At 70.5% G+C, this 25,545-nt stretch carries 20 protein-coding genes; 11 read left to right on the top strand and 9 right to left on the bottom strand.

Going from position 1 to position 25,545, the window contains the following annotated elements:
* Positions 1-83: 83 nt before the first annotated feature.
* Positions 84-908, top strand: coding sequence for an ABC transporter permease (locus LX81_RS16120; protein ID WP_111538344.1), 825 nt, complete (start codon positions 84-86; stop codon positions 906-908).
* 2 nt (positions 909-910) lie between these two features.
* Here LX81_RS16120 and LX81_RS16115 read toward each other — a convergent pair whose 3' ends face one another.
* Entirely contained in the window at positions 911-1,942 is a 1,032-nt protein-coding gene (locus LX81_RS16115; protein ID WP_234822649.1) for a glycosyltransferase, read from the bottom strand.
* Between the two features lie 70 nt (positions 1,943-2,012).
* On the opposite strand from LX81_RS16115, the gene rfbC reads away from it, so the two are divergent.
* Genes rfbC through rfbA form a run of 4 tightly spaced genes read left to right on the top strand, consistent with a single transcriptional unit; the run spans position 2,013 to position 5,333 of the window.
* The gene (gene rfbC, locus LX81_RS16110; protein ID WP_111538343.1) at positions 2,013-2,579 is read left to right on the top strand and encodes a dTDP-4-dehydrorhamnose 3,5-epimerase; all 567 of its coding nucleotides are present in this window, start codon (positions 2,013-2,015) and stop codon (positions 2,577-2,579) included.
* The gene (gene rfbB, locus LX81_RS16105; RefSeq protein WP_111538342.1) at positions 2,576-3,622 is read left to right on the top strand and encodes a dTDP-glucose 4,6-dehydratase; all 1,047 of its coding nucleotides are present in this window, start codon (positions 2,576-2,578) and stop codon (positions 3,620-3,622) included. The genes rfbC and rfbB overlap by 4 nt, the downstream gene beginning before the upstream one ends.
* Positions 3,559-4,461 (top strand): dTDP-4-dehydrorhamnose reductase, encoded by a 903-nt coding sequence (rfbD, locus tag LX81_RS16100; protein WP_234822648.1) that lies wholly within the window; start codon positions 3,559-3,561, stop codon positions 4,459-4,461. The genes rfbB and rfbD overlap by 64 nt, the downstream gene beginning before the upstream one ends.
* On the top strand, positions 4,458-5,333 hold the full coding sequence (gene rfbA / locus LX81_RS16095; RefSeq protein ID WP_111538341.1) for a glucose-1-phosphate thymidylyltransferase RfbA: 876 nt from the start codon (positions 4,458-4,460) through the stop codon (positions 5,331-5,333). The genes rfbD and rfbA overlap by 4 nt, the downstream gene beginning before the upstream one ends.
* Before the next feature lie 3 nt (positions 5,334-5,336).
* Here the strand turns inward: rfbA and LX81_RS16090 are convergent, their stop codons facing one another.
* Both LX81_RS16090 and LX81_RS16085 read right to left on the bottom strand, forming a co-directional pair.
* Complete coding sequence (locus LX81_RS16090; protein WP_111538340.1) at positions 5,337-6,362, bottom strand: ParB/RepB/Spo0J family partition protein; 1,026 nt, start codon at positions 6,360-6,362, stop codon at positions 5,337-5,339.
* A gap of 85 nt (positions 6,363-6,447) precedes the next feature.
* On the bottom strand, positions 6,448-7,824 hold the full coding sequence (locus LX81_RS16085) for an AAA family ATPase (RefSeq protein WP_111538339.1): 1,377 nt from the start codon (positions 7,822-7,824) through the stop codon (positions 6,448-6,450).
* Between the two features lie 409 nt (positions 7,825-8,233).
* Here LX81_RS16085 and LX81_RS16080 point away from each other — a divergent pair, with 409 nt between their 5' ends.
* The 3 genes from LX81_RS16080 (at position 8,234) to LX81_RS16070 (ending at position 12,673) form a co-directional block, all read left to right on the top strand.
* The gene (locus LX81_RS16080) at positions 8,234-9,226 is read left to right on the top strand and encodes a replication initiator protein A (protein ID WP_111538338.1); all 993 of its coding nucleotides are present in this window, start codon (positions 8,234-8,236) and stop codon (positions 9,224-9,226) included.
* A 192-nt stretch (positions 9,227-9,418) separates the two neighbouring features.
* Complete coding sequence (locus LX81_RS16075; RefSeq protein WP_111538337.1) at positions 9,419-11,218, top strand: M10 family metallopeptidase C-terminal domain-containing protein; 1,800 nt, start codon at positions 9,419-9,421, stop codon at positions 11,216-11,218.
* 132 nt (positions 11,219-11,350) lie between these two features.
* Entirely contained in the window at positions 11,351-12,673 is a 1,323-nt protein-coding gene (locus tag LX81_RS16070) for a UDP-glucose dehydrogenase family protein (RefSeq protein ID WP_111538336.1), read from the top strand.
* 54 nt (positions 12,674-12,727) lie between these two features.
* Here the strand turns inward: LX81_RS16070 and LX81_RS16065 are convergent, their stop codons facing one another.
* From LX81_RS16065 to LX81_RS16055, 3 genes are read right to left on the bottom strand one after another with little or no spacing between them, the layout of a single operon-like run.
* The gene (locus tag LX81_RS16065) at positions 12,728-13,750 is read right to left on the bottom strand and encodes an NAD-dependent epimerase/dehydratase family protein (RefSeq protein WP_111538335.1); all 1,023 of its coding nucleotides are present in this window, start codon (positions 13,748-13,750) and stop codon (positions 12,728-12,730) included.
* Positions 13,747-15,153 (bottom strand): phosphohexomutase domain-containing protein, encoded by a 1,407-nt coding sequence (locus LX81_RS16060; protein WP_111538334.1) that lies wholly within the window; start codon positions 15,151-15,153, stop codon positions 13,747-13,749. The genes LX81_RS16065 and LX81_RS16060 overlap by 4 nt, the downstream gene beginning before the upstream one ends.
* A complete protein-coding gene (locus LX81_RS16055; protein ID WP_111538374.1) occupies positions 15,140-16,558 on the bottom strand; it encodes a mannose-1-phosphate guanylyltransferase/mannose-6-phosphate isomerase in 1,419 nt (472 codons plus the stop codon). Before LX81_RS16055 ends, LX81_RS16060 begins: the two co-directional genes overlap by 14 nt.
* Positions 16,559-16,767: 209 nt before the next feature.
* Between LX81_RS16055 and LX81_RS16050 the strand changes: the two genes are divergently transcribed.
* On the top strand, positions 16,768-18,642 hold the full coding sequence (locus LX81_RS16050; protein ID WP_146259452.1) for a hypothetical protein: 1,875 nt from the start codon (positions 16,768-16,770) through the stop codon (positions 18,640-18,642).
* A gap of 53 nt (positions 18,643-18,695) precedes the next feature.
* The gene (locus LX81_RS16045) at positions 18,696-20,474 is read left to right on the top strand and encodes an SLC13 family permease (RefSeq protein WP_111538373.1); all 1,779 of its coding nucleotides are present in this window, start codon (positions 18,696-18,698) and stop codon (positions 20,472-20,474) included.
* Positions 20,475-20,481: 7 nt separating this feature from the next.
* Here LX81_RS16045 and LX81_RS16040 read toward each other — a convergent pair whose 3' ends face one another.
* From LX81_RS16040 to LX81_RS21920, 3 genes are all read right to left on the bottom strand, one after another.
* Positions 20,482-22,371 (bottom strand): potassium transporter Kup, encoded by a 1,890-nt coding sequence (locus LX81_RS16040; RefSeq protein ID WP_111538332.1) that lies wholly within the window; start codon positions 22,369-22,371, stop codon positions 20,482-20,484.
* The gene (locus LX81_RS16035) at positions 22,368-22,979 is read right to left on the bottom strand and encodes an exopolysaccharide biosynthesis protein (RefSeq protein WP_170133980.1); all 612 of its coding nucleotides are present in this window, start codon (positions 22,977-22,979) and stop codon (positions 22,368-22,370) included. Before LX81_RS16035 ends, LX81_RS16040 begins: the two co-directional genes overlap by 4 nt.
* A 114-nt stretch (positions 22,980-23,093) precedes the next feature.
* On the bottom strand, positions 23,094-24,170 hold the full coding sequence (locus tag LX81_RS21920) for an isopenicillin N synthase family dioxygenase (RefSeq protein ID WP_170133979.1): 1,077 nt from the start codon (positions 24,168-24,170) through the stop codon (positions 23,094-23,096).
* Positions 24,171-24,435: 265 nt separating this feature from the next.
* Here LX81_RS21920 and LX81_RS16020 point away from each other — a divergent pair, with 265 nt between their 5' ends.
* Positions 24,436-25,545 (top strand): extracellular solute-binding protein, encoded by a 1,110-nt coding sequence (locus tag LX81_RS16020; protein ID WP_111538329.1) that lies wholly within the window; start codon positions 24,436-24,438, stop codon positions 25,543-25,545.

Genomic DNA, 25,545 nt, shown 5'->3' with positions numbered 1-25,545 from the left:
GTCACGCCGATAGCGGTTTGTCTTTTCGATCCCGCTCTATCATATTAGCGAGCGCAATTGCCAGTCCGGGATCGCCCGCGCCCATGCCTCCCGCCATGCCCGAAACCCGGACCCCACAGCCTGGCCGGCTGCGCCGGGTCAACCGCTCCCTGCCCGCCTTCCGCGCGATCCTGGCGCTGATCCTGCGCGAGATGTCGACCCGCTACGGCCGCTCCCCGGGGGGCTATGCCTGGGCGCTGCTCGAGCCCCTGGGCGGCATCCTGATCCTCTCTTTCGGCTTCTCGCTTCTCCTGCGGACCCCGTCGCTCGGCAACAGCTTCCTGCTCTTCTACGCCTCGGGCTACCTGCCCTTCACGCTCTACCAGGACCTGTCGAACAAGATCGCGCGCTCGATCGGCTTCTCCCGCGCGCTGCTCTACTATCCGGCCGTCACCTGGCTCGACGCGGTGCTGGCGCGGTTCGTGCTGAACGCGCTGACGGGGATCCTCGTCACCTACGTGCTGCTCTTCGCGATCCTCGCCGCCGCCGATACGCGGGTCACGGTCGATATGGGACCGGTCATCGCGGCGATCGGCATGTCCATGATCCTCGGGCTCGGCGTGGGAATGCTCAACTGCGCGCTGATGGGCCTCTTTCCGGTCTGGGAGACCGTCTGGTCGATCGCGATGCGGCCGCTCTTCATCGTCTCCGGGGTGTTCTTCCTCTACGAGGACATGCCCGCGAACGTGCAGGCGATCCTCTACTGGGTTCCGCTCATCCACATCACCGGAGAGATGCGCAGCGGGATCTATCCAAGCTATGCCGCCGATTACGTCTCGCTCGCCTATGTGGCCGCGATCGCCCTCATCTGCCTCGTCATGGGGCTGATCCTGATGGGCCGCTACCACCGCACCATCCTGAACGCCTGAGCTCAGGGCGCGCGGGCGAGGCGCAGGATCTCGTCGTGCGGGCGGTCCGTGCGCCGCGCGAGGCCGTCGAGCGCCGCCCGCGCCCAGACCCGGCGCGCGCCCGGCCCCCGCGCCCGGCCTCCCCAGGCGAGCGCGAGGAGGGGGCCGAAGAGCCAGAAGAGCGGACCCGCGGCGCGGCGGTACATGATGAGGCGGTTGCGCTGCAGGTAGTAGAGCTTCCAGAGCGGGCCCTGGGTCCGCGTCCCCTGCCCCGCCGCGTAGGTCTCGCAATCGTGCTCGAAATGCAGCGCGGGGTCGAAGTCGATCGCGATCCCGGCGCGCCTGAGGCCGAGCGAGTAGATCACGTCGTCGCCGTAGAGAAAGAGCCCCGGATCGGGATAGCCGCAGCGGGCGATCGCCTCCCGCGGCACGAAGAGGCCGACGAAGGAGCCCATGTCGATCTCCCGCGGGGCGGTACCCTCGAAATCCGCGTCCGGCACGTGCCAGGCCGCCCGCGCCCGGCCGCGGAAAAGACCCGCCAGGGCGCCCAGGAACACCGAGGGCCGCGCGAAGGGGTTGAGGCCGGGGCGGTTCATCTCGCAGATGCCGCCGCCCGGATAGCGCACCGCGGCGGCGACGGCGCGGTCGGGCGCGCGGGGGGCTGCGTGGAAGGCCGCGAGCGCACCGGGGACGGGCCGCGCGTCGTCGTCCATCACCACGAGGACATCCGCGTCGCATTCCTCCACGGCGAGGCGCATGCCGCGCGCGAAGCCCCCCGCGCCCCCGAGATTGGTTTCGCAGCGATGCACGAACAGGCGCGGATCGTCCTGGCCGTCGAGCCAGTCGGCGGTGCCGTCGCCGCTCGCGTTGTCGATCACCACCACGGCGGCAAGATGCGCCGCCTCCGCCTCGAGAAGGCGGGCGAGCGTGACCTTCAGGGGGCCCAGACGATCGTAGGTGACGACCACGGCGACGAGGCGCCCTGCCCCGCCCGCAGCCGCGAAATCCGTTCCGCCCTGCATCCGCACCTCCGCCCGTTCATCCTGATCCCGCATTAGCGGTTCACAAGGACGGGTACAGCACGATAAAGCGTGGCGGCGATCCGACATCCCCATGCGAGGCCCCATGCAGGTCGACCGAACGGCGCTCGACGGCGTCCTCATCCTCACCCCCCGCCGGTTCGGCGACGCACGCGGCTTCTTCGCGGAGACCTGGAACCGGGAGCGGATGGCCGAGGCCGGGATCGATCTCGATTTCGTGCAGGACAACCATTCCCTCTCCGCCCAGGCGGGCACGGTCAGGGGCCTGCATTACCAGCGTCCCCCGCACGCCCAGGCCAAGCTCGTGCGCTGCGGGCGCGGCGCGCTTCTCGACGTGGCCGTCGACATCCGCGCGGGAAGTCCGACCTACGGGCAATGGGTGGGCGTCGAGCTCACGGCGGAGAACGGCCGCCAGCTCCTGATCCCGGCGGGGTTCCTGCACGGCTTCGCCACGCGGGCGGACGACACCGAGATCATCTACAAGTGCTCGGATTTCTATGCGCCCGATTGCGACGGCGCGGTGGCCTGGGACGATCCGGAGATCGGCATCGACTGGGGCCTCTCCCCCGACGCGGCGATCCTGTCCGACAAGGACGCGGCGGCGCCGCTTCTGTCGCAGATCGGCACCCCCTTCCCGGAGGGCACGGCATGAAGTTGCTCGTCACCGGAGGGGCCGGGTTCATCGGTTCGGCCGTCGTGCGGCTCGCCATCGCGCGCGGGCACGAGGTGGTCAATCTCGACGCGCTGACCTATGCCGCCTGCCTCGACAACGTGGCCTCCGTGGCGGACGCGCCCGGCTATGCCTTCGTCGAGGCCGACCTGCGCGACGCGGACGCGCTCGGGCCCATCTTCGCGGCGCATCGTCCCGACGCGGTGCTGCACCTCGCGGCCGAGAGCCACGTGGACCGCTCCATCGACGGGCCCGGCGCCTTCGTCGAGACCAACGTGACGGGCACCTACAACCTCCTGCAGGCGGCCCGCGCGTACTGGGAGGCCGAGGGGCGGCCCGAGGGGTTCCGCTTCCACCATGTCTCCACCGACGAGGTGTTCGGCTCACTCGGACCGACGGGGTTCTTCACCGAGGAGAGCCCCTACGCGCCGAACTCCCCCTATTCGGCTTCGAAGGCCGCGTCCGACCACCTGGTGCGCGCCTGGGGGGAGACCTACGGGCTGCCGGTGCTGCTCACCAATTGCTCGAACAATTACGGGCCCTTCCACTTTCCCGAGAAGCTGGTGCCCGTCGTGATCCTGCGCGCCCTCGCGGGCGAGCCGATCCCGGTCTACGGCGAAGGCGCGAACGTGCGCGACTGGCTCTATGTCGAGGATCATGCCGATGCGCTCCTGACGGTGCTGGCGAAGGGAGAGGTGGGGCGCAGCTACAACGTGGGCGGCGAGAACGAGGCCACGAACCTCGATCTCGTACGGCGGATCTGTGCCATCCTCGACCGGCTCAGGCCCGCGGACGGCCCCCATGCCGATCTGATCACCTTCGTCGCCGACCGGCCCGGACACGACCTGCGCTATGCCATCGATCCGTCGCGGATCCGCGAGGAGCTGGGCTGGCGGCCCTCGGTGACGCTCGACGAGGGGCTCGAGCGGACGGTCGCCTGGTATCTCGACAACGAGCCCTGGTGGCGGGCCCTGCAGGACCGCCAGGGCGTGGGACAACGGCTCGGCACGGGGAAGTCGGCATGAAGCTCCTCGTCTTTGGCCGGACGGGCCAAGTGGCCACGCATCTGCAGGAGCATCCCGGCGTCACGGCGCTCGGACGCGACCGGGCGGACCTCGCCGATCCCGAGGCCTGCGCGGCGGCGATCCGTGCCGCGCGGCCCGATGCGGTGATCAACGCCGCCGCCTATACCGCCGTCGACCGCGCCGAGGAGGAGGAGGCGCTGGCCCTGCGCATCAATGCCGACGCCCCCGGCGCGATGGCGCGCGCGGCCGCGGATCTGGACGTGCCGTTCCTGCAGGTCTCGACCGACTACGTCTTCGACGGGACGGGCGATGCGCCCCGCGCCCCCGACGCGGCCTGCGCACCGCTCAACGCCTACGGGCGGACGAAGCTCGCCGGGGAGCGTGCCGTGCGCGAGGCCGGGGGACGGCACGCGATCCTGCGGACATCCTGGGTCTTCTCCGCCCATGGCGGCAATTTCGTGAAGACCATGCTGCGGCTTTCGGAGACCCGCGACGCGTTCTCCATCGTCGACGACCAGGTCGGGGGACCGACGCCGGCCGACGGCATCGCGAACGCGCTCGTCGTCATGGCCCGGGCGATGGCGGACGGGCAGGGGGGCGGGACCTATCATTACGCGGGCCAGCCCGCCGCGAGCTGGGCCTGTTTCGCGCGCGAAACATTCCGCGCCGCGGGACGGGACGTGGCCGTGACCGGGATCCCCACGGCGGAATATCCGACCCCGGCCGCGCGGCCGCTGAATTCCCGGCTCGACTGCACGGGGCTCACGGCCGATTTCGGGATCCCGCCGGCCGATTGGCGCGCCGCGCTCGTCCGCATCGTGAAGGAGTTGACGTCATGACGAAGCGCAAGGGCATCATCCTCGCCGGAGGCTCCGGCACGCGGCTCTATCCGATCACGATCGGGGTGTCGAAACAGCTCCTGCCGATCTACGACAAGCCGATGATCTACTACCCGATCAGCGTGCTGATGCTGACGGGGATCCGCGAGATCGCCCTCATCACCACGCCCGAGGATCGCGACCAGTTCGAGCGCACGCTGGGCGACGGGTCGCAATGGGGCCTCGCCTTCACCTATATCGTCCAGCCGAGCCCGGACGGGCTCGCGCAGGCCTATCTGCTGGCCGAGGATTTCCTCGACGGCGCAGCCTCGGCCATGGTTCTGGGCGACAACATCTTCTTCGGCCACGACCTGCCGCAGCACCTCGAACGGGCGTCCGCGCGGGAAACAGGGGGAACGGTCTTCGGCTACCGGGTGGCCGATCCCGAACGCTACGGCGTGGTGGATTTCGATGGCGACGGCACGGTACGCGCCATCATCGAGAAGCCGGAGGTGCCGCCGTCGAATTACGCGGTGACGGGGCTCTACTTCCTCGACGGGACTGCCTCCGAACGGGCGAGGAAGGTCACGCCCTCGGCGCGCGGCGAGCTCGAGATCGTGACGCTCCTCGAGATGTACCTCGCCGACGGGTCCCTCGACGTCGCGCAGATGGGCCGGGGCTTCGCCTGGCTCGACACGGGGACGCACGGCTCCCTCCTCGATGCCGGGAATTTCGTGCGGACGCTGAGCGAGCGGCAGGGCCAGCAGGTGGGCTGCCCGGAAGAGATCGCCTTCGCCCGGGGCTGGATCGACCGCGACGCCCTCAGGGCGCGGGGCGAGAAATTCGCGAAGAACCCCTACGGGAAATACCTGCTCGGCCTCCTGAAGGAGTGATCCTCACTCCGGATCGGGCTGCCAGGTCTCGCTGATCCAGCGCACGAGATCGGCGCGGAAGGCGGCATCGACGGCGTCGCCCTGCAGGGTGACGCTGCCGTCCATGTGCTCCACGAACTCGACGCCGTCGCGCAGCGTGACTTTCAGGCGCCGCGCCGAACCCGGCTCGGATCGTTGCGAAACAGCCGGGCGGGATGGACGGGATCCTTTCACGGATTGCGACTTCAGGATCTCCGCGATCACGGCCTGCTCCGCCGCGCCGTCCTTCGGGGGTGTCTCCGTGAGCCGCGCGCGGATCCGATCCGCAAGCGACGGATCCTCCTCCAGCGCCTTGGCGAGGGAAAGGCCCAGGCGCTCCCCCAGCGTCTCGGGAAAAGCGAGCACGCCGTCGAGATGTTCGACGAGCGTGAGGAAGCTGCCGATCTTCGATCGCTTCGACCGCGAGGCGGCGTGGAAGAGGGCTTGCAGGGCGGCCCTCACGTCGGGATAGGCTTCCTGCTCCACGGCCTTCCAGACGATCCGGGCCCGTTCGTAATGGCCGAGACCCACCCGGATCTCGTTTTCCTCGACCATGGCAAGATAAGCCTCTCCGGCTTCCTGCGGAGTGCGCAGCAGCGCGAGGATACGATCCGGTCCGCCTTCGGGACCCAGACGCCGCAGCGCCTCGAGACGCCGCCAGCCGGAGATCAGGCCGTATTGCCCATCCCCGAGATCGGTGACTTCGATCGGGGTCTGCTGGCCGCGCGCGGCGAGGCTCGTCATCAGCGCGGTCATCTCGTCCTCATCGGCGGCGATCCGGTCGCGCACGAGATAGCCCGCGTCGATCCGGTCGAGCGGCAGCTCCAGCACCATCCGGCCCTCGAGACGGGCCCGCGTCAGCGTCTCGGCGAGTTCCGCCGCGGCGGCGTTCTGCGCGGCATCGCCGGCAAGGCCCGCGATCGGAGGGGCGGAGAAGGGCGTCGCCTTCCCGGACGCGGAATCGGTCACCGGATCCGTCCGGGCCGGGCTCAATCGCCTGCGCTTGGCCATCGCCTCTCTCCTCTTCGCACGTGGTCGAATGCATGACAGGAATGTTTCGCGCGCGAAACATCGCCGCCGGGGGCAGGCGGGTTCGTCATTCCGCCTCCGCGAGCACGTCGCGCCGCCAGGCCCCGATCAGGAGCTGCTTGAAGGCCGCGTAGGTCGCATCGAAGGTCTCCCGGCCACGGGCATAGGTCTCACGGTTGAAGTCGCGGTAATCGGCCTCGTAGATGCCGCGCACCTGCTCGCCCGCCTGACCGATGAGCGCGGTCATGCCCTGACGGTGCGGCGACAGGGTCTGGCCGAGATAGGCCTGCATCAGCGCGGCGAGCTCGGCCTGCTGCGCCCCGTCGTAGCGGGTGACGACGGCGCGCACCGCATCCCACTGGAAATGCGTCTCGTCGCGTCCAAGTGCGCGGGCGGCGAGGTTCTCGCCATCCTCGATGGAGCGGAACGTCGTGTGCAGCATGTCGAAGAAACGTCCCGTCGAATCGAATTCGAGGAAAGACGCGCCCAGCGGGACGAGGAGGATGTCGGCCGCGGCGAGCCCGTTGATCGTGAGATATCCGAGCGCGGGCGGCGTATCGATGAAGACCACGTCGTAGCGGTCGAGCACCCCGTCGGCGCCGAGGATGTCGGTGAGCGCGTCCCAGAGCTTCCAGCCGCGCCCCTGCATGCGCCAGACCGGCATCTGGAACTCCGCCCAGTAGAGGTTCAGCTGCGCGCCGATGAGGTCGATGTTCGGCCAGTGGGTCTTCTGAATCACGTCGGCGGACACGATGCCGAGCGCCTCGTTCAGCGTGTCGTCGAGCGGGACCGGCGCGTCGCCGCGATCGAGGCGACGCTGGTTCTCGGCCCGCAGGTAGTTCGCGTAGTGACGCGCGAGAAGAGGGAACACGGTCCGCCACTCGTCCTCCACCCGCCCTCCGAAGACCGACGTCATGGACCCTTGGCTGTCGAGGTCGATCATCAGGACGCGGTAGCCGTCGAGCGCGGCCGACATGGCAAGATGCGCGGCCGTCGAGGTCTTGCCGACGCCGCCCTTGAAATTGGCCACGGCGGCGATCTTGGCGGGTTGTCCTTCGGGCCGGTAGGGCAGGTAACCCTTCGCCTTCGATCCTTCCGCGGCGAAATGCGCGCGGAGCGTGGAGACTTCGTCGAGGGTGAACCACTTGGCCCCACCTTCAGTCTCCGATCGTCCCTGCGGCAGGTCGGGGTTCTGTTTCAGGACCCGCCGGAAATGTCCCTGCGCCACGGGGATCAGATAACGGGTGATCTCCCACGTGGAGAAGAGACGCAGCTTTCGCGCGGCGCCATCCTCGAGACCGCGGTTCGCCAGATCGTCGCGGCCCTGGGTACAGGCCGCCGCGATACGGGCGAAATCGTCGGTACTGGCAGGCGCGCCGAGACCTGCCAGGGCCATGTCCGGATCGAGCCGCAGATACGGGGGCAGGGATGTTTCCGAGACCATGACATCCTCGATGTTCGTCGTTTCTCTCAGTGTAGCGAGAATCGCAGAACATGAAACAGGAATACTGACATTCAGAGAATTTCTAAGCTTTTTCTTGGATTTGGGTTTCTTCCGGCACGGGTGAGAACCGGGAAAACCGGAAGGAACGAAAATTTTTGCTGGTTAAAGATAGTTAGTCTAGTGTTACGGCTTTCCGATTTGATCAGAAACTACCGCGCCGAAAGACTTTTATCCGGGTTTTCGCATGGTAAGTGAATCCGATCCCACGTTCGTGCGATTCCGATCCCACGTCGGTACGACTCCGATCCCCCGACGGGCTGGCTGGACCGGATCTGTGGATAAGCCTAGGGTGTCACTGAAACCCCGATAGTCGGCACGTGGAACGAGGCCGGCCGGATGGAGGCGGGACATGGCCGGAAGCGGCGACATCACCGGGGGCGGGGCGGATTTCTTCCTCTGCGACGTCTTCGGGGCGAGCCCCAAGGGCGATCTCGGATCCATGGAGCACCCGATCTTCTCGCTCGCCACGCGGCCCGACCGGCGCATCCTCGACTACGTCCATAACGGCATGGAGGTGTCGGTGACGCCGTCCGTCCGGGGACGGGCGACCATCCACGACAAGGACATTCTGATCTATTGCGTGAGCCAGCTCATGGCCGCGATCAATGCGGGCCGGGCGGTGTCGCGTCATCTGCATCTGCGCGCGCACGACCTGCTCGTGGCGACCAACCGCGACACGTCGGGCGACGGCTATGCCCGGCTGCGCGAGGCGTTCGAGCGGCTCGCGGGCACGCGGATCACGACCAACATCGCCACCGGCGGGGTCGAGACGACGCGTGGCTTCGGCCTGATCGACGCCTGGGAGATCGTGCGCCGGGCGAAGGGCGGGCGCATGGTCTCGGTCCGGGTGACGCTGTCGGAATGGCTCTGGCGGGCGGTCCTGTCGAAATCGGTCCTGACGCTCAGCCGCGATTACTTCCATCTCAGAAAGCCGCTCGAGCGGCGGGTCTACGAGCTCGCGCGCAAGCATTGCGGACGCCAGCCGGAATGGCGGGTGGGGATGGCCACGCTGCACCTGAAATCGGGATCCGCCGCGCCGCTCAGGGTGTTTCGCGCCGCACTGCGCCGGATGATCGCGCAGAACGGCCTGCCCGATTATCTCCTCGCGGAGGATCCGGGCGACGTGGTCCGGGTGAGCCAGCGCCGCGCGCGGGTGCCCGTGGCGGCGCTGGCGGCGCTCGACGCGGAGACGCTCGCCGCCGCGCGGGTCCTCGCGCCGGGCGCGGACGTCCATGCGCTCGAGGCGGAATGGCGCGCCTGGTGGGATGCCACGGGCCGGCCGCGGCTTGCGGTGCCCTCGCGCGCCTTCCTGGGCTGGGTGAAGGGCCGTGCGTCGCGCTGAGACGGCACGCCCCGGCATCCGCCGATCCCAATCCGTTCATCGGGCCTTAAGAAAGTCAGGCTTTTCTGCCCGCGCGCCGTCGGGGCGCGCGGGGCGGCCCAAGCCGGCCTCCCGGGCCGCGATGTCGGGCGGAGGCTGGATCCCGGCTCCGGAGCCCGTATCTGTCAGATCGACCCACGTAGGACCCTTTCCATGCCCATCGCCACCGCCGCCCGCTCCATCCCTCTTGCCGATCTCGACACGCTCGCGCGCTATCAGACCGACGGCTACTGGGAGGATCGGGGCGCCGTCCGGCACGCTTTCGTCCCGTCGAACAGCAATGTCGTCACCGTCGATCTGACGGGGCTCGGCGCAGGCGGGACGCAACTCGCCCGCTGGGCGTTCGAGGCCTGGGAACGGGTCGCCGACATCTCGTTCCGCGAGGTCGCGGGCGGGGCCGACATCACCTTCACGAACGACAGGGCCGGCGGCGAGGGCGGGGTCCAGTACAACCCCGTGACCGGCGAGACCTTCTCCGCCGATGTGAATGTGGGCGCGGAATGGCTGCAGCGGTACGGCACCACGATCGACAGCTACGCCTTCTCCACCTATCTCCACGAGATCGGTCACGCGCTGGGGCTCGGACACCAGGGCGATTACGATATCGGCGCCGAATTCAGCGACGCCACCTTCGCCAACGACAGCTGGCAGCTCTCGGTGATGTCCTACTTCTCCCAGGAGGAGAACCCCAATGTCGGCGTCCCGCGCGCCGAGCTCATCACGCCGATGCAGGCCGACATCGTCGCCATCCAGGATCTTTACGGCGCCAGCACCGTCACGCGGGGCGCGACGGTCTGGGGGGTCGGGTCGGACGGCACGCTCGGCGCGGTCTTCGCGGCCCTGGGCGGCGCCGACCGTCCGCGCCTCTACGAAGGCGATACCGTGGCGCTCACCATCTTCGACGCCGGCGGGCGCGACGTGCTCGACCTGTCGAACAGCACCGCGGGCGACCGCATCGACCTCGCCCCGGGCACCTTCTCGGACATCTATGGCGGCGAGGGCAATCTCGCGATCACGCGGGACACGATCCTCGAGGCGGTCCGCGCCGGATCGGGCAGCGACACGATCTTCGGCAATGGCGCCCGGAACGCGCTCTTCGGCAATGGCGGGAACGACGCGATCTGGGGCCGGGGGGGGCACGATCTGGCCCGCGGCGGCGGCGGCCAAGACACGATCGGCGGCGGGGCCGGTGACGATGCGCTCTACGGCGGGGCCGGGGGCGACGTGCTCTATGGCGGCGGCGGCGACGATACGCAGGGCGGCGGCGGCGGGAACGACCTGGTCTACGGTCGCGATGGCGACGACCTGCTCTTCGGGGCGGCGGGCGACGATAGCCTCTACGGCGACGGGGGCCGCGACACGCTCTATGGCGGGTCCGGACGGGACGCGCTCGGGGGCGGCGGCGAGGCCGACATGATCTATGGCGGCGGCGGGAACGACGTACTCTTCGGGGCGGCGGGCGACGACAGCCTCTATGGCGACGGGGGGCGCGACACGCTCTACGGCGGGGCCGGGCGGGACGCGCTCGGGGGCGGCGGCGACGCCGACAGGATCTACGGCGGCGGCGGGGCGGACACCCTTTTCGGCGCGGCAGGGAACGACCGGCTCCTGGGGCAGGGCGGGAACGACCGGATCTTCGGTGGCGGCGGGAACGACCTGCTTTCGGGCGGCGGCGGACGCGACGTCCTCGTCGGCGGCGCCGGGGCGGATGTTTTCGTCTTCGCGGGCGGCGGGCGTGACCGGATCGTCGATTTCAGCCGGGCCGAAGACGACCGGCTGCACCTCGCTCCCGGGCTCGGGGAGGACAGTTTCGATGACGCGGCCGCATTGGTTCTCGATGTGGCGAGGATCGTCTCGGGCGACATCGTGCTCGATTTCGGGGCGGCCGGCGTGCTGGTCGTGGAGGATTTCACCGATATCGCCGGGCTTGCCCTGCAAACCGACTTCCTCTGAGGACAGGGCCTTTACCGGGGCCGGGACGGGCGGGGATCTTTCCCCTTGCGCCATGTCCGCGGCTTTCCCAAAAGCCGGTTGAACCGTCGTGGTCCCGGCCCGGCGCGATCGAGGCGAAAAGGGTGACGGATTATGCGGATTGCGGTGATTGGAACGGGATATGTGGGCCTGGTCTCGGGGGTGTGTTTCTCCGATTTCGGCCATGACGTGATCTGCGTCGACAAGGACCCGGCCAAGATCGACCGGCTCGAGAGGGGCGAGGTGCCGATCTACGAGCCCGGGCTCGACGAGATCCTGGTGCGCAACGTCGAGGCCGGACGGCTCAGTTTCACCCGCGATCTCGCGCGCGCGATCGACGGCGCGCAGGCCGTCTTCATCGCCGTGGGCACGCCCACGCGGCGGGGCGACGGGCATGCGGACCTGACCTACGTGATGGCCGCGGCCGAGGAGGTGGCGAAGGCCGCGAAGGACTACGTCGTCATCGTCACCAAGTCGACCGTGCCGGTGGGCACCAATGCCCGCGTCCGCGAGGTGGTGGCGGCCGCCAATCCGGAGCTCGACTTCGACGTCGCCTCGAACCCCGAATTCCTGCGCGAGGGGGCGGCGATCGACGATTTCATGCGTCCCGACCGCGTCGTCGTGGGCGTCGAGACCGAGCGCGCGGGCGCGGTCATGTCGGAGATCTACCGCCCCCTCTTCCTTCGCGAATTCCCGATCATGGTGACCGACCTCGAGAGCGCGGAGATGATCAAGTACGCGGCCAACGCCTTCCTCGCGACCAAGATCACCTTCATCAACGAGATCGCCGCGCTCTGCGAGAAGGTCGGCGCCGACATCAAGCAGGTCTCCCGCGGGATGGGGCTCGACAACCGCATCGGCAACAAGTTCCTGCATGCGGGCCCCGGCTATGGCGGGTCGTGCTTCCCGAAGGACACCAAAGCGCTCGCGCGCATCGGCCAGGAGCACGCCTCGCCCATGCGGATCACGGAGACGGTGATCGAGGTCAACGAGGAAGCCAAGCGGCGGATGCTCGGCAAGCTGCGCGACCTCTGCGACGACAGCTTCAACGGCAAGATCGTGGCCGTGCTCGGCGTCACCTTCAAACCCAATACTGACGACATGCGTGACGCGCCGTCGCTCACCCTCGTCCCCGCCCTCGTGGGCGGCGGTGCGAAGGTGCGCGTCGTCGATCCCCAAGGCCGCCACGAGGGCGAGGCGCTCTTGCCAGGCGTGACCTGGGAGGACGATGCCTACGCGGCCGCGAAGGACGCCGACCTAGTGGTGATCCTGACCGAGTGGAACGAGTTCCGCGCGCTCGATCTCGGGCGCCTCGCCGGGTCCATGCGGGTGAAGCGGATGGCCGACCTGCGGAACGTCTATTCCGCGCACGATGCCGAGCGGGGCGGGTTCGAGGCCTATGTCAGCGTCGGCCGCCGACCGATGGGTGCCGCCTGAAGCCGGGGAGATGTTTCGCGCGCGAAACATCTTCGGGAGGCGGGGGCGTCCCGCTCAGATCCGGTAGTAGTCGCGGTACCAGGCGACGAACCGCGCGACCCCCTCTCGGAACCCGGTCTCGGAGCGGTGGCCCGTCAGCGCATGGAGAAGCCGCGCATCGGCCCAGGTGGCGGGCACGTCGCCCGCCTGCATCTCCATCATGTTGCGGATCGCGGGCCGCCCGATCTCCGCCTCGATCGCCTCCACGAAATCGAGCAGCCGCACGCTCTCGGAATTACCGATATTGACCACCCGCCAGGGCGCCGCGGGGCTGAGCGTGTCGCCCGGGGCGGGCGTCCAGTCCGCGCGGGCGGAGGGCAGGGGAGGCACGGCGTCGATCAGCCGGACGATGCCCTCCACGAGATCGTCCACGTAGGTGAAGTCGCGCCGCATCTCGCCGTGATTGTAGATGTCGATGGGCGTGCCCTCAAGGATGCCGCGGGTGAACTTGAAGAGCGCCATGTCGGGCCGCCCCCAGGGCCCGTAGACGGTGAAGAACCGGAACATCGTGGTGGGCAGGTCGTGCAGATGCGCCCAAGCATGGCCCATCGCCTCGTCCGCCTTCTTGGTGGCCGCGTAGATGGTCAGCGGATGGTCGGCCGCATGCGCCTCGGCATAGGGCATCTCGGTATTGGCGCCGTAGACGGACGAGGTCGAGGCCATCAGGAGGTGGTCGACGGCGTGGTCCTTTGCCGCCTCCATCACGTTGAACGTGCCGATCACGTTGGCGTCGAGATAGGCGCGGGGGTTCTCGAGCGAGTAGCGCACGCCCGCCTGGGCCGCGAGATGCACGATCACGTCGGGCTCCGCCGCCTCGGCCGCCCGCGCCACCGCGCCATCCTCCTCGAGGAGCGCCTCGGTCGCGGTGAACCCCTCGCTTTGCAGGAGGATCTGGTGGCGCCGCCGCTTCAGCGCCACGTCGTAGTAATCGGTCATCCCGTCGAAGCCCGCCACCTGCCAGCCCTGGCCCAGGAGGTGCCGGCAGAGATGGAAGCCGATGAAGCCCGCGGAGCCGGTGACGAGGGCGCGCCGCGTCACAGGCGGTCCGAAACCCGGGCGAGCGTGCCCTCGACCAGCGCCTCGGCCGCCGCCATGCTCTCCGCCTCGCCGTAGCAGCGCAGCTCCGGCGCGTTGCCCGAGGGGCGCAGATGCACGATGCGTCCGTCGCCGAGCGTCATCCTGAGCCCGTCGGTGCGGTCGATCTCCGTGACCGCCGTGCCGAGGAACTCCTCGCGCGCCACCCCGTCCTCGTCGAGCCGCGCGAGGAGCGCTGCGGCGGCTCCCATGTCGATCCCCGTCAGCCGGTCGGCGGCGCGGTGCCGGGCGGGCAGGGCGGCCACCGTGGCGGCGACGCCCGCCTCCCGCGCCGCCACCAGCGCCGCGAGGAGCGGCAGCGCCGCGTCGCGGGTCAGGAGCGGCGTCAGCGGGCCGCCGGGCAGGTCCGCGGAAAAGCCGAGAAGGAACCCGCCATTGGCCTCGAACCCTGCGACGCGCGCCTCGGGGCCCGCCGCCACGATGCCCTCGATGACATGAGGAGAGCCGATCCTCGTGCGGACCACCTGCCCGAAGGCGCCCGACGCCTCGATCGCGGTGGAGGAGGAAACGGGCGTGACCACCACCTCCGCGCCGATCGCCCGCGCGGCCAGGAGCCCCAGCACGTCGCCCGGCACGACCTCTCCGTCCGCATCCGCGAGAAGCGGCCGGTCGCCGTCGCCATCCGCCGAGACGATCGCGTCGAGGTCGTGCGCCGCGGCCCAGGCGCGAAGCTCTTCGCGCATCTCCGCGCTCACGGCCTCGGTATCGACGGGGAGGAAGGTCTCCGACCGGCCGAGCCGGACCACGCCCGCGCCCAGGCCCTCGAGGATCTCCGCGAGCAGGTCGCGGGCCACGGTCGAATGCTCGTAGAGGCCGATAGTCATCCCCGCGAGCGCCTGCGTTCCGAACGCCGTCACGTAACGGTCGCGGTAGGGTGCGGCACCGTCTCCGGGCACGCCCTTCGTGTCCTCGTTCGGATCGGCGGGCGGGGCAGGGGCGGCGGCGGCCACCGCCGCGGCGATCGCGGCCTCGTCGGCCTTGGTGATCTCGCCCAGGAGCGTGTAGAACTTGAGCCCGTTGCGGTCGTCGGGGATGTGGCTGCCCGTGACCATCACAGCGCCGCCCTCCCCCTTGGCCGCGGCGAGCGCCAGCGCCGGGGTGGGCAGCGCGCCCAGATCGGTGACCGTCAGCCCCGCGGTCCGCCCCGCCGCCGCGACCACTGCCGCGATATGCGGCGAGGAGGCGCGCAGGTCGCGCCCGACGAAAAGCCGCCCGCCGGTCGCGCAGGCCCCCGCGAAGGCGCGCACATGGGCGGCCACCAGCTCGTCGGTGAGCTGGGTGACGAGGCCCCTGAGTCCGCTCGTGCCGAATTTGGGCCGTTCCGAAGGAGTGTCAGCTACGGGCATAGACGTCCTCGTAGCGCACGATGTCGTCCTCGCCCACGTAAGCCCCGGTCTGCACCTCGATGAGCACCATCGGCACCTTGCCCGGATTCTCCATCCGGTGGACGGCGCCCAAGGGGATGTAGACGGACTGGTTCTCGGTCACGAGTTTCACCTCGTCGTCGACGGTCACCCGCGCCGTGCCCTCCACCACGATCCAGTGCTCGGAGCGGTGATGGTGGCTCTGCAGGCTGAGGCTCGCGCCCGGATGGACGAGGATGCGCTTGACCTGGAAGCGGGGGCCCGTGACGAGGCTCTCGAACCAGCCCCAGGGGCGGTAATCGACGGGGAAGGTCTCCGCCTGCACCGAGCCCTTGGTCTTCAGCGTGGAGACGGCCTTCTTGACGTCCTGCGAGCGGCTCTTGTGGGCGACGAGCACCGCGTCGGGCATCGCCACCGCGACGATGTCGTCGAGCCCGATCCCCACCAGCGTCTGGCGCGGGTTCTCCGATCTCAGGAGCGTGTCGGTGCAGTCGATGGCGGTGGCCGCCCCCGAGGTCGCGACGCCGTCCGCCTGCGTCTCGCGCCAGACGGCCGTCCAGTCGCCCAAGTCCGACCAGCGCCCGGCGAAGGGCACGACGGCGAGGTTCGAGGCCTTCTCCATCACCGCGTAGTCGATCGAGATCGGCTCGATCGCGGCCCAGGGCTCGGCCGCGAGCCGGGTGAAGCCCAGATCGCGCTTGGCCCCCGCGAGCGCCGCGCCCACCGCTTCGGGAAGCGCCGGCGCATGCTCGGCGAAGGCCGCCAGGATGGTGTCGACGCGGAACACGAAGATGCCCGAGTTCCACAGATGCCGGCCGTCCGCGACGAGGGCCTCGGCCCGTTCCGCGTCGGGCTTCTCGACGAAACCCTCAAGCGGCAGCGGGGCCTGCGGATCGGCGGGATCGGGCTGCTGGCCCAACGCGAGATAGCCGTAGCCCGTCTCGGGCCGGTCGGGCGCGATGCCGAAGGTGACGATCCGACCCTCCGCGGCCGCGCGCGCGGCGCTCTCGACGGCGCGGGCGAAGGCGTCCGTCTCGGGGATCAGGTGATCGGAGGGCGCCACCAAGACCGTGGCCTCCGGATCGGTCTCGGCCACGTGCATCACGCCCGCGAGCACGGCCGCGGCGGTGTCGCGCCCCTCGGGCTCGATCAGCACCGCGCCCGGGGTCACGCCGATCTCGGCGAGTTGTTCGGTCACGATGAAGCGGAAGCTGTCGGTTGTGACGATGACGGGCGGCGCGGTGCCCGGCCCCGCGAGGCGTCCCGCGGAGGCCTGGAAGAGCGTCGTGTCCCCGATCAGGCGGGAGAATTGCTTCGGGTAGCTCTTGCGCGAGAGCGGCCAGAGCCGGGTCCCCGATCCGCCGCACAGGATGATGGGTGTGATCATGGATAAGGTCCTTCGAAGCATTGCGCGCGTGGCCCGCAGGGTTTCGCATATTCGCGAGATATAACAAGGCCCGCCGCCCATCGTGGTGAAGGTGTGCCCGTCTCGCCGCTGCTTGCCCGTCTCGCCCCCGCCCGGATTATCGGCTAGGCGGAAGGGCATGGCCCGCTCCTCCCCGCGCCCCTTCCCTCGTTCCCGCCAGGCGGCGTGCGATGTTTGCTGACAGGCTGCGCCGGGCCTTGCGGCGCATGCGCGGAGCGCCCGTGGACATGGCCCGGCCGGTCGCGGAAGGGTCCCTCGTCCCGATCCATGCGGTGGTGATCAGCTGGGCCGGCCGCGGCGCGGAGGCGCAGGCCATCGCCGCCGCGCTCGGCCCCGCGGTGGAGCGGCTGACGGTGATCTACTCCAATCACGAAGGCGTGCCGGAGACCGGGGCGGGCGACTGGGTGGGCGTGCCGCAGGACTGGTATTACGGGCGCAAGTTCGCCGAGAGCCTGCGTCGCCACCGGGGCGAGGCGCTGATGCTGCAGGTCCAGGCCGATGCGGGCTCCCCGGACTGGCCGGGCCTCGTGGATCGTCTGCGCGCCGCCCATGCCGCCTGTCCCGATCTGGGCGTCTGGGCGCCGGAGGTGCATGTGAGCCCCTACCGCCTGCAGACGGCGCTTCTGGGTCGGCGGTCGGGTGCGCTCCACGACGCGGCGCAGACCGACGGCGTGGTCTGGGCGCTCTCCCGGCCCGTCCTGGACCGGCTCGCCGCGCTCGATTACGCGGGCAACGATCTCGGCTGGGGAATCGACTGGACGGCCTTCGCCATCGCGCGGAGCCGCGGTCATGCGGTGCTCTGCGACACCGGCCTGACCGTGTCCCACCCGCCCGCGCGCGGCTATTCGGAGAATGCGGCCGAGGCGCAGATGGCCTGGTTCCTCGCGCAGCTCGACCCCGCCGAGACGGCTTGGCGGCTCTGGTCGCAGGCGCTCGTGAGGACCCGCAAGCGGGCGCGGCGCCACGCCACGGGCCGCTGGCCGCTCGGCGCGGCGGCGGAGACGGCGGAACTCGCGGCGCCCGCGCTCCGCGGCGCCATCGCCGAGATCCGCGTGGGCTCCGGACGGGTGCTCGTCCGCGGCGCCCCCGATCTCGACCGGCAGGGCGTGCGCCTGCGCGCAGGCCTCCGTCGGCGCCCGCTCGTGCCCCTCGACAAGGCGCCCGACATCCGCGCCGCGCCGCGCCTCTTCGACCTCGCCCCCCACCGGGGGGAGACCCATGCGCTTGAGGTGGAGCCTCCCGGCCCCGACGGGGAGGCGGGCCCGCCCCTCGCCCGGCTCGAGATCCGCGCGCCGGGGCCGCTCTCCGTGCCGCTCGGCCCGCCCCTCACACTCCCGGGCGGGACGGGCGATCTCGAGCTCGCCGCCCTGCTCGCCGCCGACGCGCCGGGCGGCGCGCTCGTCCTCCATCTCGCGCCCTGCGGGGAGGGGCCGCCCGAAGGGCCGCCCCGCATCGCCATCGAGATCGGAGGGGCCGGGGGGATCCCGGCGCGGATCGCCCAGTGGCAGCCGGGCTTCGCCCGCATTCCCGGCGCGGCGCGGCCGCGGCGTGCGGAGCTCCGCCTCGAATGTTCCGGGGCCGGACCGGAGAGCCCTGCGCGCCTCTGCGCGGCCGGACCCCACATCGTCTCCCCCGCCGCGCAGCCCGACCTCGTCTGGCCGCGGCGGATCGCGGGCGGGTACGCGGGACCCTGCCGCTGGTTCGTGGCCGAGACCGGCCCCCTGGGCCCGCGGAGCCGCCTCGCGATCGGCCGCGGGGATGCGCGGGCGGACCTGCTTCCGCCCGCACCGGGACTTTCCGCGCGGATCGAGGCGGGCACGCTCCATGTCACGGCCCCCGCGGGGCCCGCGATGCTCGGCGTCTGGCTCGACGGGGTGGCGGCTTTCGCGCTCGCGCTCGACGGCGACCAGGCCCGGCTCGCCCTGCCGCCCGATCCGCGGCCGGGCGGCGGCCGCCTGGAACTGCGAGATGCAACCGGAACGCGCATTCTCTGGCGGTCGCGCACGCCACGGAACCCGGACCCCCGGCCGGTGTTCGATACGTGATCACGGTCGGAGGTCCCGGCCCGGAACCCGGACCCCCCGAGGACGACGCGCCCATGACGAGCCTGATCGCCGCCTACGACGCCTACATCGCGCTCGCCCTCCTGGCGCTTCTCTTCGCGGCCTTCGTGCTCGAGCGCTATCCGCCCGAGGTCACGGCCACGGGGGCGGCCGCGCTCTTCGTCGTGCTGGGCCTCGTGCCGCAGGACGACGTGATGGCGGTGTTCTCCAATTCCGCACCGATCACCATCGCGGCGATGTTCGTGGTCTCGGGCGCGCTCGTGCGCACGGGCGTGCTCGACGCCATGGCGAACCTCCTGATCGCGCATGCCCGCGACCGCCCGGTGCTCGCCGTCGCGGTCTTCGTCTTCGCCACGATCGCGGCGTCGGCCTTCATGAACAACACCCCCGTCGTGCTGGTGCTCATCCCGGTGGTGATCCGGCTGGCCGCGAGCCTCGATCTCGCGCCGACGCGGCTCCTGATCCCGCTCTCCTACGCCGCGATCCTGGGCGGGACCTGCACGCTCATCGGCACCTCGACCAACATCCTCGTCGATGGCATCGCGCGGCAAGGCGGGCTCGAGCCGTTCTCGATCTTCGAGATCGCGCCGGTGGGGATCGTCGTGGCCGTCGTGGGCGGCACGGCGATGCTGGTCCTCGGACGCTTCCTGCTGCCCGATCGCGGGTCCGACCGGATCGAGACCCCCGAGACCGAATTCCTCTCCGAAATCACGGTACGCGCCGACTATCCCCGGATCGGCGAGCGCATCGCCGACATCTCCGCGCTGCAGCGCCCCGGCATCAAGGTGGCGGGCATCCGACGCGGCGGGCAGATCGACCGCGGCGATCCGGGCGCGCACCAGATCCGGCGCGGCGACACCCTGGTGATCCGCGCGACCACCTCGGAGCTCCTGACGCTCGCCGACGAGCCGGGCCTCCTCGTGGGCCTGCGCCGCTCCATCGCGCTCGACGCGGATGCGGAGCGCCAGGTGGTGGAGGCGATCCTCACGCCGTCGCGGAACAATGCCGGGCGCCGCATCGCCGACCTGGCGCTCGGCCGGCGCGCGGGGATCCGCGTGCTCGGCGCCGCGCGCCCGCGCCACGTCGCGGGCTCCGAACTCTCCGAGGTGCGGCTCAGGGCCGGCGACAAGCTCCTGCTCGAAGGCGCCCCCGAGAGTTTCGGCGCGCTCGCCGATACCGGCGACGTGGTGGCGCTGAGCCTGCCCGGCGGGCGCGCCTTCCGGCGCAGGCAGGCGCCGGTGGCGCTCGCCACGCTCGCGGCCATCGTCGCCCTGGCCGCGCTCGACGTGATGCCGATCGGGCTCCTCGCGCTCGTGGGCGTGGCGGCGATCCTGATCTTCCGCTGCATCGACAACGACGAGGCCTGGAGCTCCATCGACGGATCGATCCTGGTGCTGATCTTCGCGATGCTCATCGTGGGCGCGGGGCTCGAGGCGACCGGCGCGGTGGAGCTCGTCGTGACCGCGCTCGCGCCCTGGATGGCGGGCCTGCCGCCGATCGTCACCCTCCTCGTCGTCTATCTGGTGGGATCGGTGCTGACCGAGACGGTGACGAACAACGCCGTGGCGGTGATCTTCACGCCGATCGTCATCGGGCTCGCGGACCAGATCGGCGCCGATCCCCGTCCCTTCGTGGTCGCCGTCATGTTCGCGGCCTCCGCGAGCTTCGCCACGCCCATCGGCTACCAGACCAACACGCTCGTCTACGGGGCCGGGAATTACCGCTTCACCGACTTCCTGAAGGTCGGCATCCCGATGAACGTCATCGTGGGGCTCGCCGCGGTGGTGGCGATCCCGGTCTTCTTCCCGTTCTGAAGCCTCTTCAGATCGCGATCCGGGAGCCGAGTTCGACCACGCGGTCGCGGGGCAGGTGGTAGACGTCGCTCGGATCGGCGGCGAGACGCGAGAGCAGGATGTAGAGCCGGTCCTGCCAGAGCGGCATGCCGATCTCGCGGTTGGCCATGAGCTTGCGGCGGCCGAGAAAGAAGGTCGTGCGCAGGCCCGTGACCTCGATCCCCGCGCGCCGGCAGAGCCCCAGCGCGCGGTTGACGTTCGGGCTCTCCATGTAGCCGAAGCGCATCCTGACCCGGTCGAGCCGCGGGTGCAGCCGCTCGATCGCCACCCGATCGGCATCCTCGACCCGCGGCCGGTTGGCGGTCTCCACGGTGACGACCACGATGTGTTCGTGGAGCACGTGGTTGTGCTTGAGATTGTGCAGGAGCGCGGGCGGCGTCGCCGCCGCATCGCTCGTCAGGAACACCGCAAGGCCCGGCGCGCGGAAGGCGGAGCTTTGATCGAGCGTCGGCAGGAAGGACGCGAGCGCGGTCGCCTGCCGGCGCACCTGGTCCGAGACCTGCCGCGTCCCGCGCCACCAGGTCCACATCACGAGGCCGAGGATCGTCGCCAGGACGAGCGGCACCGCGCCGCCATCGGGCAGTTTCAGGAGGTTCGCGGCCAGGAAGGCCGCCTCGACGGCGAGGATCGGCGCGACGGCGAGCGCCGCCGTCCCGCGCGCCCAGCCCCGGACATCGACGAGCAGGCGCCAGAAGAGGATCGTCGTGACCGCCATCGTGCCGCTCACCGCGATCCCGTAGGCCGCGGCGAGGCGCTCGGAACTGCCGAAGGCGGCTACGAGGAGGAGCACGCCCGCGAGCAGCGCGAGATTGACGAAGGGCAGGAAGATCTGCCCGGTCTCGGTCTCCGAGGTGTGACGCACCGTGAGCCGCGGCAAGAGGCCCAGCTGCATCGCCTGGTGGGTGAGCGAGAACGCCCCGGTGATGACCGCCTGGCTCGCGATCACCGTAGCCATCGTGGCGAGCACGACATAGCCCGGCAGCGCCCAGCCGGGCACGAGGAGGTAGAACGGATTGGCGAGCGCGGCCGGATCGGCGAGGACCAGCGCCCCCTGGCCCAGGTAGTTCAGCCCGAGCGCCGGGAAGACCAGCGCGAACCAGGCGATCTGGATCGGCCGGCGCCCGAAATGGCCGAGATCGGCGTAGAGCGCCTCGGCCCCCGTCACCGCGAGGAAGACGGCGCCCAGCACCGTGAAGCCCACGATCCCGTGCTGGGCGAGAAACCCCGCGGCCCGGCGCGGGTCGAGGGCCGCGAGGATCTCCGGCCCCGCGGCGATGCCCATCAGCCCCGTCGCGGCCATGGCCGAGAACCAAAGCGCGGTCACGGGCCCGAACCAGCGCGCGAGCGGCCCGGTGCCGCGGCGCTGCACCAGGAAAAGCCCCACGAGGATCGCCGCGGAGAGCGGCAGGACATACGGATCGAAGGCCGGCGTGACGAGTTCCAGCCCCTCGATGGCCGACAGGACCGAGATCGCGGGGGTGATGATCGCGTCCCCGAAGAAGAGCGCGGCGCCCGCGATGGCGAGCCCGAGGACGAGCGTGGAGCCGGGCCGGGCGCGCTGGACCAGCGCCACGAGCGAGAGTACGCCCCCCTCGCCGCGATTGTCCGCGCGCAGAAGGACGAGGACGTATTTGAGCGTTACCACGAGCACGATCGCCCAGAGCAGGAGCGAGACGACGCCCAGCACCTCGGCCTCCGCGAGCCCGTCGGCAGCGGCCGGGCGCAAGGCCTCGCGGAAGGCGTAGAGCGGGCTCGTGCCGATATCGCCGTAGACCACGCCAACCGCGCCCAGGGCGAGCGCGGCCAGCCGGCCGGGCCGGCCGGGCCCCGCGATCTCCGCGCCTGATCCCGCGCTCATGCGAGGGTTTGGGCGAGCGCCAGGGCCGCACCGCCGAGGATGGCGGCGGCGAGGGCGAGGCAGACGAGCCCCACGAGGAGTCCCGCGGCGAGCCAGAGCCCGTCGCGCTCACCCATCCCGAGGGCCATGAGCAGGATGGCCGCGGCCGGCAGGACGTTGACGAAGGGCAGGGGCAGGATCAGCACGATCGCCATCACGAGGCAGGCGATCCCCGCCGCCCGTCCCGCCCCGCGCGGCCAGAGCCGCGGCCGCGCCAGCCGCTCCACCCGTTCGATCCAGGGCAATGCCGCCTCGATCACGCGGCGCAGCGCGTCCCGCTCCATCGAGCGGCGCGCGAGCATCCCCGGCAGCCACGCCATGTCCCGTCCGGCCAGGAGCTGTGCCGCGACGAGAAGGAGCGGGATGCCGGTGATCGTGGAGGCGCCGGGGACGTAGAGGACGAGGTTCGGCGCGGCGAGGAGGAGAAGGAGCGGCGCGAAGCCGCGCCGGCCCATCGCCGCGATGATCTCGCCCAGCGACACGCGGCCCGGACCGCCGGGCGCGAGCGTGCGCAGGAGCGTCGAGAGATGCCGCGGCGGGCCGGCGGGGGCGGCGAGAATGGTGTCCAAGTGGAGGCGTCCGGGATATGCCGCCTGCGCCCCGAGCGGGACCAGACGTGATGGAGATGGGCCCTCCGCGGCTTCGATCAATCCCGCGCGCACGGGGAATTTCCCCCCCTGGCCTCAGCGGGCGGGCTCGCGCGCCTCGCGCTTGAAGGGATTGTCTTCGGGCACCTCGTAATCGGGCACGAGCTCGCCCTTCGCGCGGGCATCGGCCATGTAGCGGAAGGCCGAGATCGACATTCGCATCAGGTGCTCTCCCGCCTTCATGGGCGGATATTTCTCGAGCGCCTCGGGCGTGCGGAACTTCTCGAGCGGCTCCACGACGGCGTGGTAGTCGAGCCCGAAGAAGAGCGGGATCGAAAAGCGCTCGCGGCCGATATTGGCGACCCGGTGCTGGGTGGACTTGAACCGCCCGCCCGACCAGGTCTCGAAGATGTCGCCGATATTGACGACGAAGGCGCCCGGGATGGGCGGCGCGTCGATCCACGTGTCCTCGGCGTTCATCACCTGCAGCCCCGGACCGCCCTGCAAGAGGATGGTGAAGCATTCGAAGTCGGAATGCGCGCCGATGCCCACGAGTTCCTTCGTCGCCGGCATCTCGTTCGGCACGTAGCGCAGGAGCCGCATCTGCGAGGTGGGCGCGGTGATGTGGCGGCGGAGCGTCGCGGGATCGACGCCGAGCTCGAGCGCCAGCGTGTCGAGAAGCTGCAGCCCCAGCGCGAAGACCGCGTCGTAATAGGCCGTGACCGTCTCGCGCCAGCCGGGGATGTCGGGCCAGACGTTCGGGCCCGTCATGCGCCAGCCGGCGAGGAAGTCGGGATGGTCGGCCGGCGCGTCGAAAGAGAGATCCCAGGCCTCGTTGAAGTTGATGCTCTTCGGAAAGTCGGCGCCGTTCTCCTCGAAGGGCACGTAGCCGCGGTGATGGGTCGTGAAGCCCGACCAGTAGCGCATCTTCTCGCGGCGCGAGCGGGAATGGAAATCGCGCGAGGCCGCCATCACCGCGTCGATGAGCTCCTGCGCGATGCCGTGGCCGGTGATGTAGAAGAAACCCGAGCCGCGCGCGGCCTCCCCGAGCGCGCCCGCGACGGCGCGGCGCGCCTCCGCGTCGCCCGTGGCGAGGCCCGAGAGATCGACCACCGGCAGCGTCGCATCCTCGATCGTCGCGGCTCTCTGGTCCGGGGCGGGTGACAGGGTCATGGGGCTCTCCTCTGGACTCGGGAGCGGCGAGGGTCGGACCTTCCCCGGCCGGAACCAATGGCCGGGCCGGGCCCCGTCGCGCGAAAGACCCGCAGGGCCACGAAAACGGTCATCGACGCGGCGGAACGTCCAAAAACGCGGCAAGACACGCGCGGCCGGGATTGATTCCGCCGCGCCCGGTGACAGGAGCGCCCCGCGCGCGCGGTGATGGCCCGGAACGGTCCGTCCGGCAGGGCGGTCCTCCAGCCAGATCCAGGAGAGAACCATGTCCCAGAGGAGCCGCATCCCCACGAACCGCACGGTGAGCCGCAGGACGCTTCTGCGCGGGGCCGCGGGGCTCGCGGGGGCGGGCACCGCCGCGAGCCTCTATCCGATGCCGCTCCTCGCGCAGGAGCGGCGGCTCGCGATCGGCTCCTATGGCGGCTATTTCGAGAACAGCTTCATGGAGCACGTCTACCCGGCCTTCACCGAGGCCACGGGCATCGCCGTCGACAGCGTGACCCAGCCCAATTCGGCGGACTGGCTCGTGACGCTGCAGCAGGCGCAGGCGGCGGGATCGGTGCCCGCCGACCTCTCGCTCTTCGCGCGCGACACGATGATCCGGGCCTCGCGGATCGGCGGGCTCCTCGCGCCCCTCGACATGTCCGCGATCCCGGCGGCGGACAATCTCGATCCCTATTTCGTCTTCTCGGACGGCGGCGACACGCTGGGCGTGGGCGCGATGTCGTGGTTCGTCTCCATGGTGGTCAATCCCGACGCGGTGGAAGTGCCCCAGAGCTGGGCGGAGTTCTGGGACACCGAGCGGTTCGAGGCGAGCCTCGGTCTCTCGCGGCTCTACAACAGCATGTTCCTCGACATCGTCGCGGCCACCTTCTTCGACGGCGCCGAGACGATGGGCTCGCGCGAGGGCATCGTCGCGGTCGTCGAGAAGGCGGGCGAGATCAAGCCCAACGTCGCGCTCTGGTACTCGGCCGAGAGCCAGATGGAGCAGGCGATGAAGAATCTCGACGTGATCGGCGGGCAGTACTACCACGACGTGGCGCAGCTCATGGCCGCCGACGGCTTCCCGATCCGCTCGATCTTCCCCAAGGAGGGCAACGTGCAGGATTACGGCTCCTGGTGCCTCTCGCCGCTGTCGGAGAAGGGCGCGGAGGCCGCGGAATTCATCGACTTCTCCTCGCAGCCCGAGACGCAGGCGCTGATGTCGCGGATGATCGGCACCGCGCCGCTCGTCCCGCGCGAGGCCACGGACCTGACGCAGGAGGAGTTCGACGCGGTCTCGGGCAGCCCCGCGATCCGGCCCGCCTACGAGGCCTATCTCGACGAGGACACCTTCATCAAGGAGACCTGGGACAAGATGCTGGCCGGGGCCTGA

Source organism: Palleronia aestuarii, assembly GCF_003253995.1.
Taxonomy (GTDB): Bacteria; Pseudomonadota; Alphaproteobacteria; order Rhodobacterales; family Rhodobacteraceae; genus Palleronia; species Palleronia aestuarii.
Note: the sequence above shows the minus strand (reverse complement) of the source record. Positions and strands in the feature narration are given on the sequence as shown.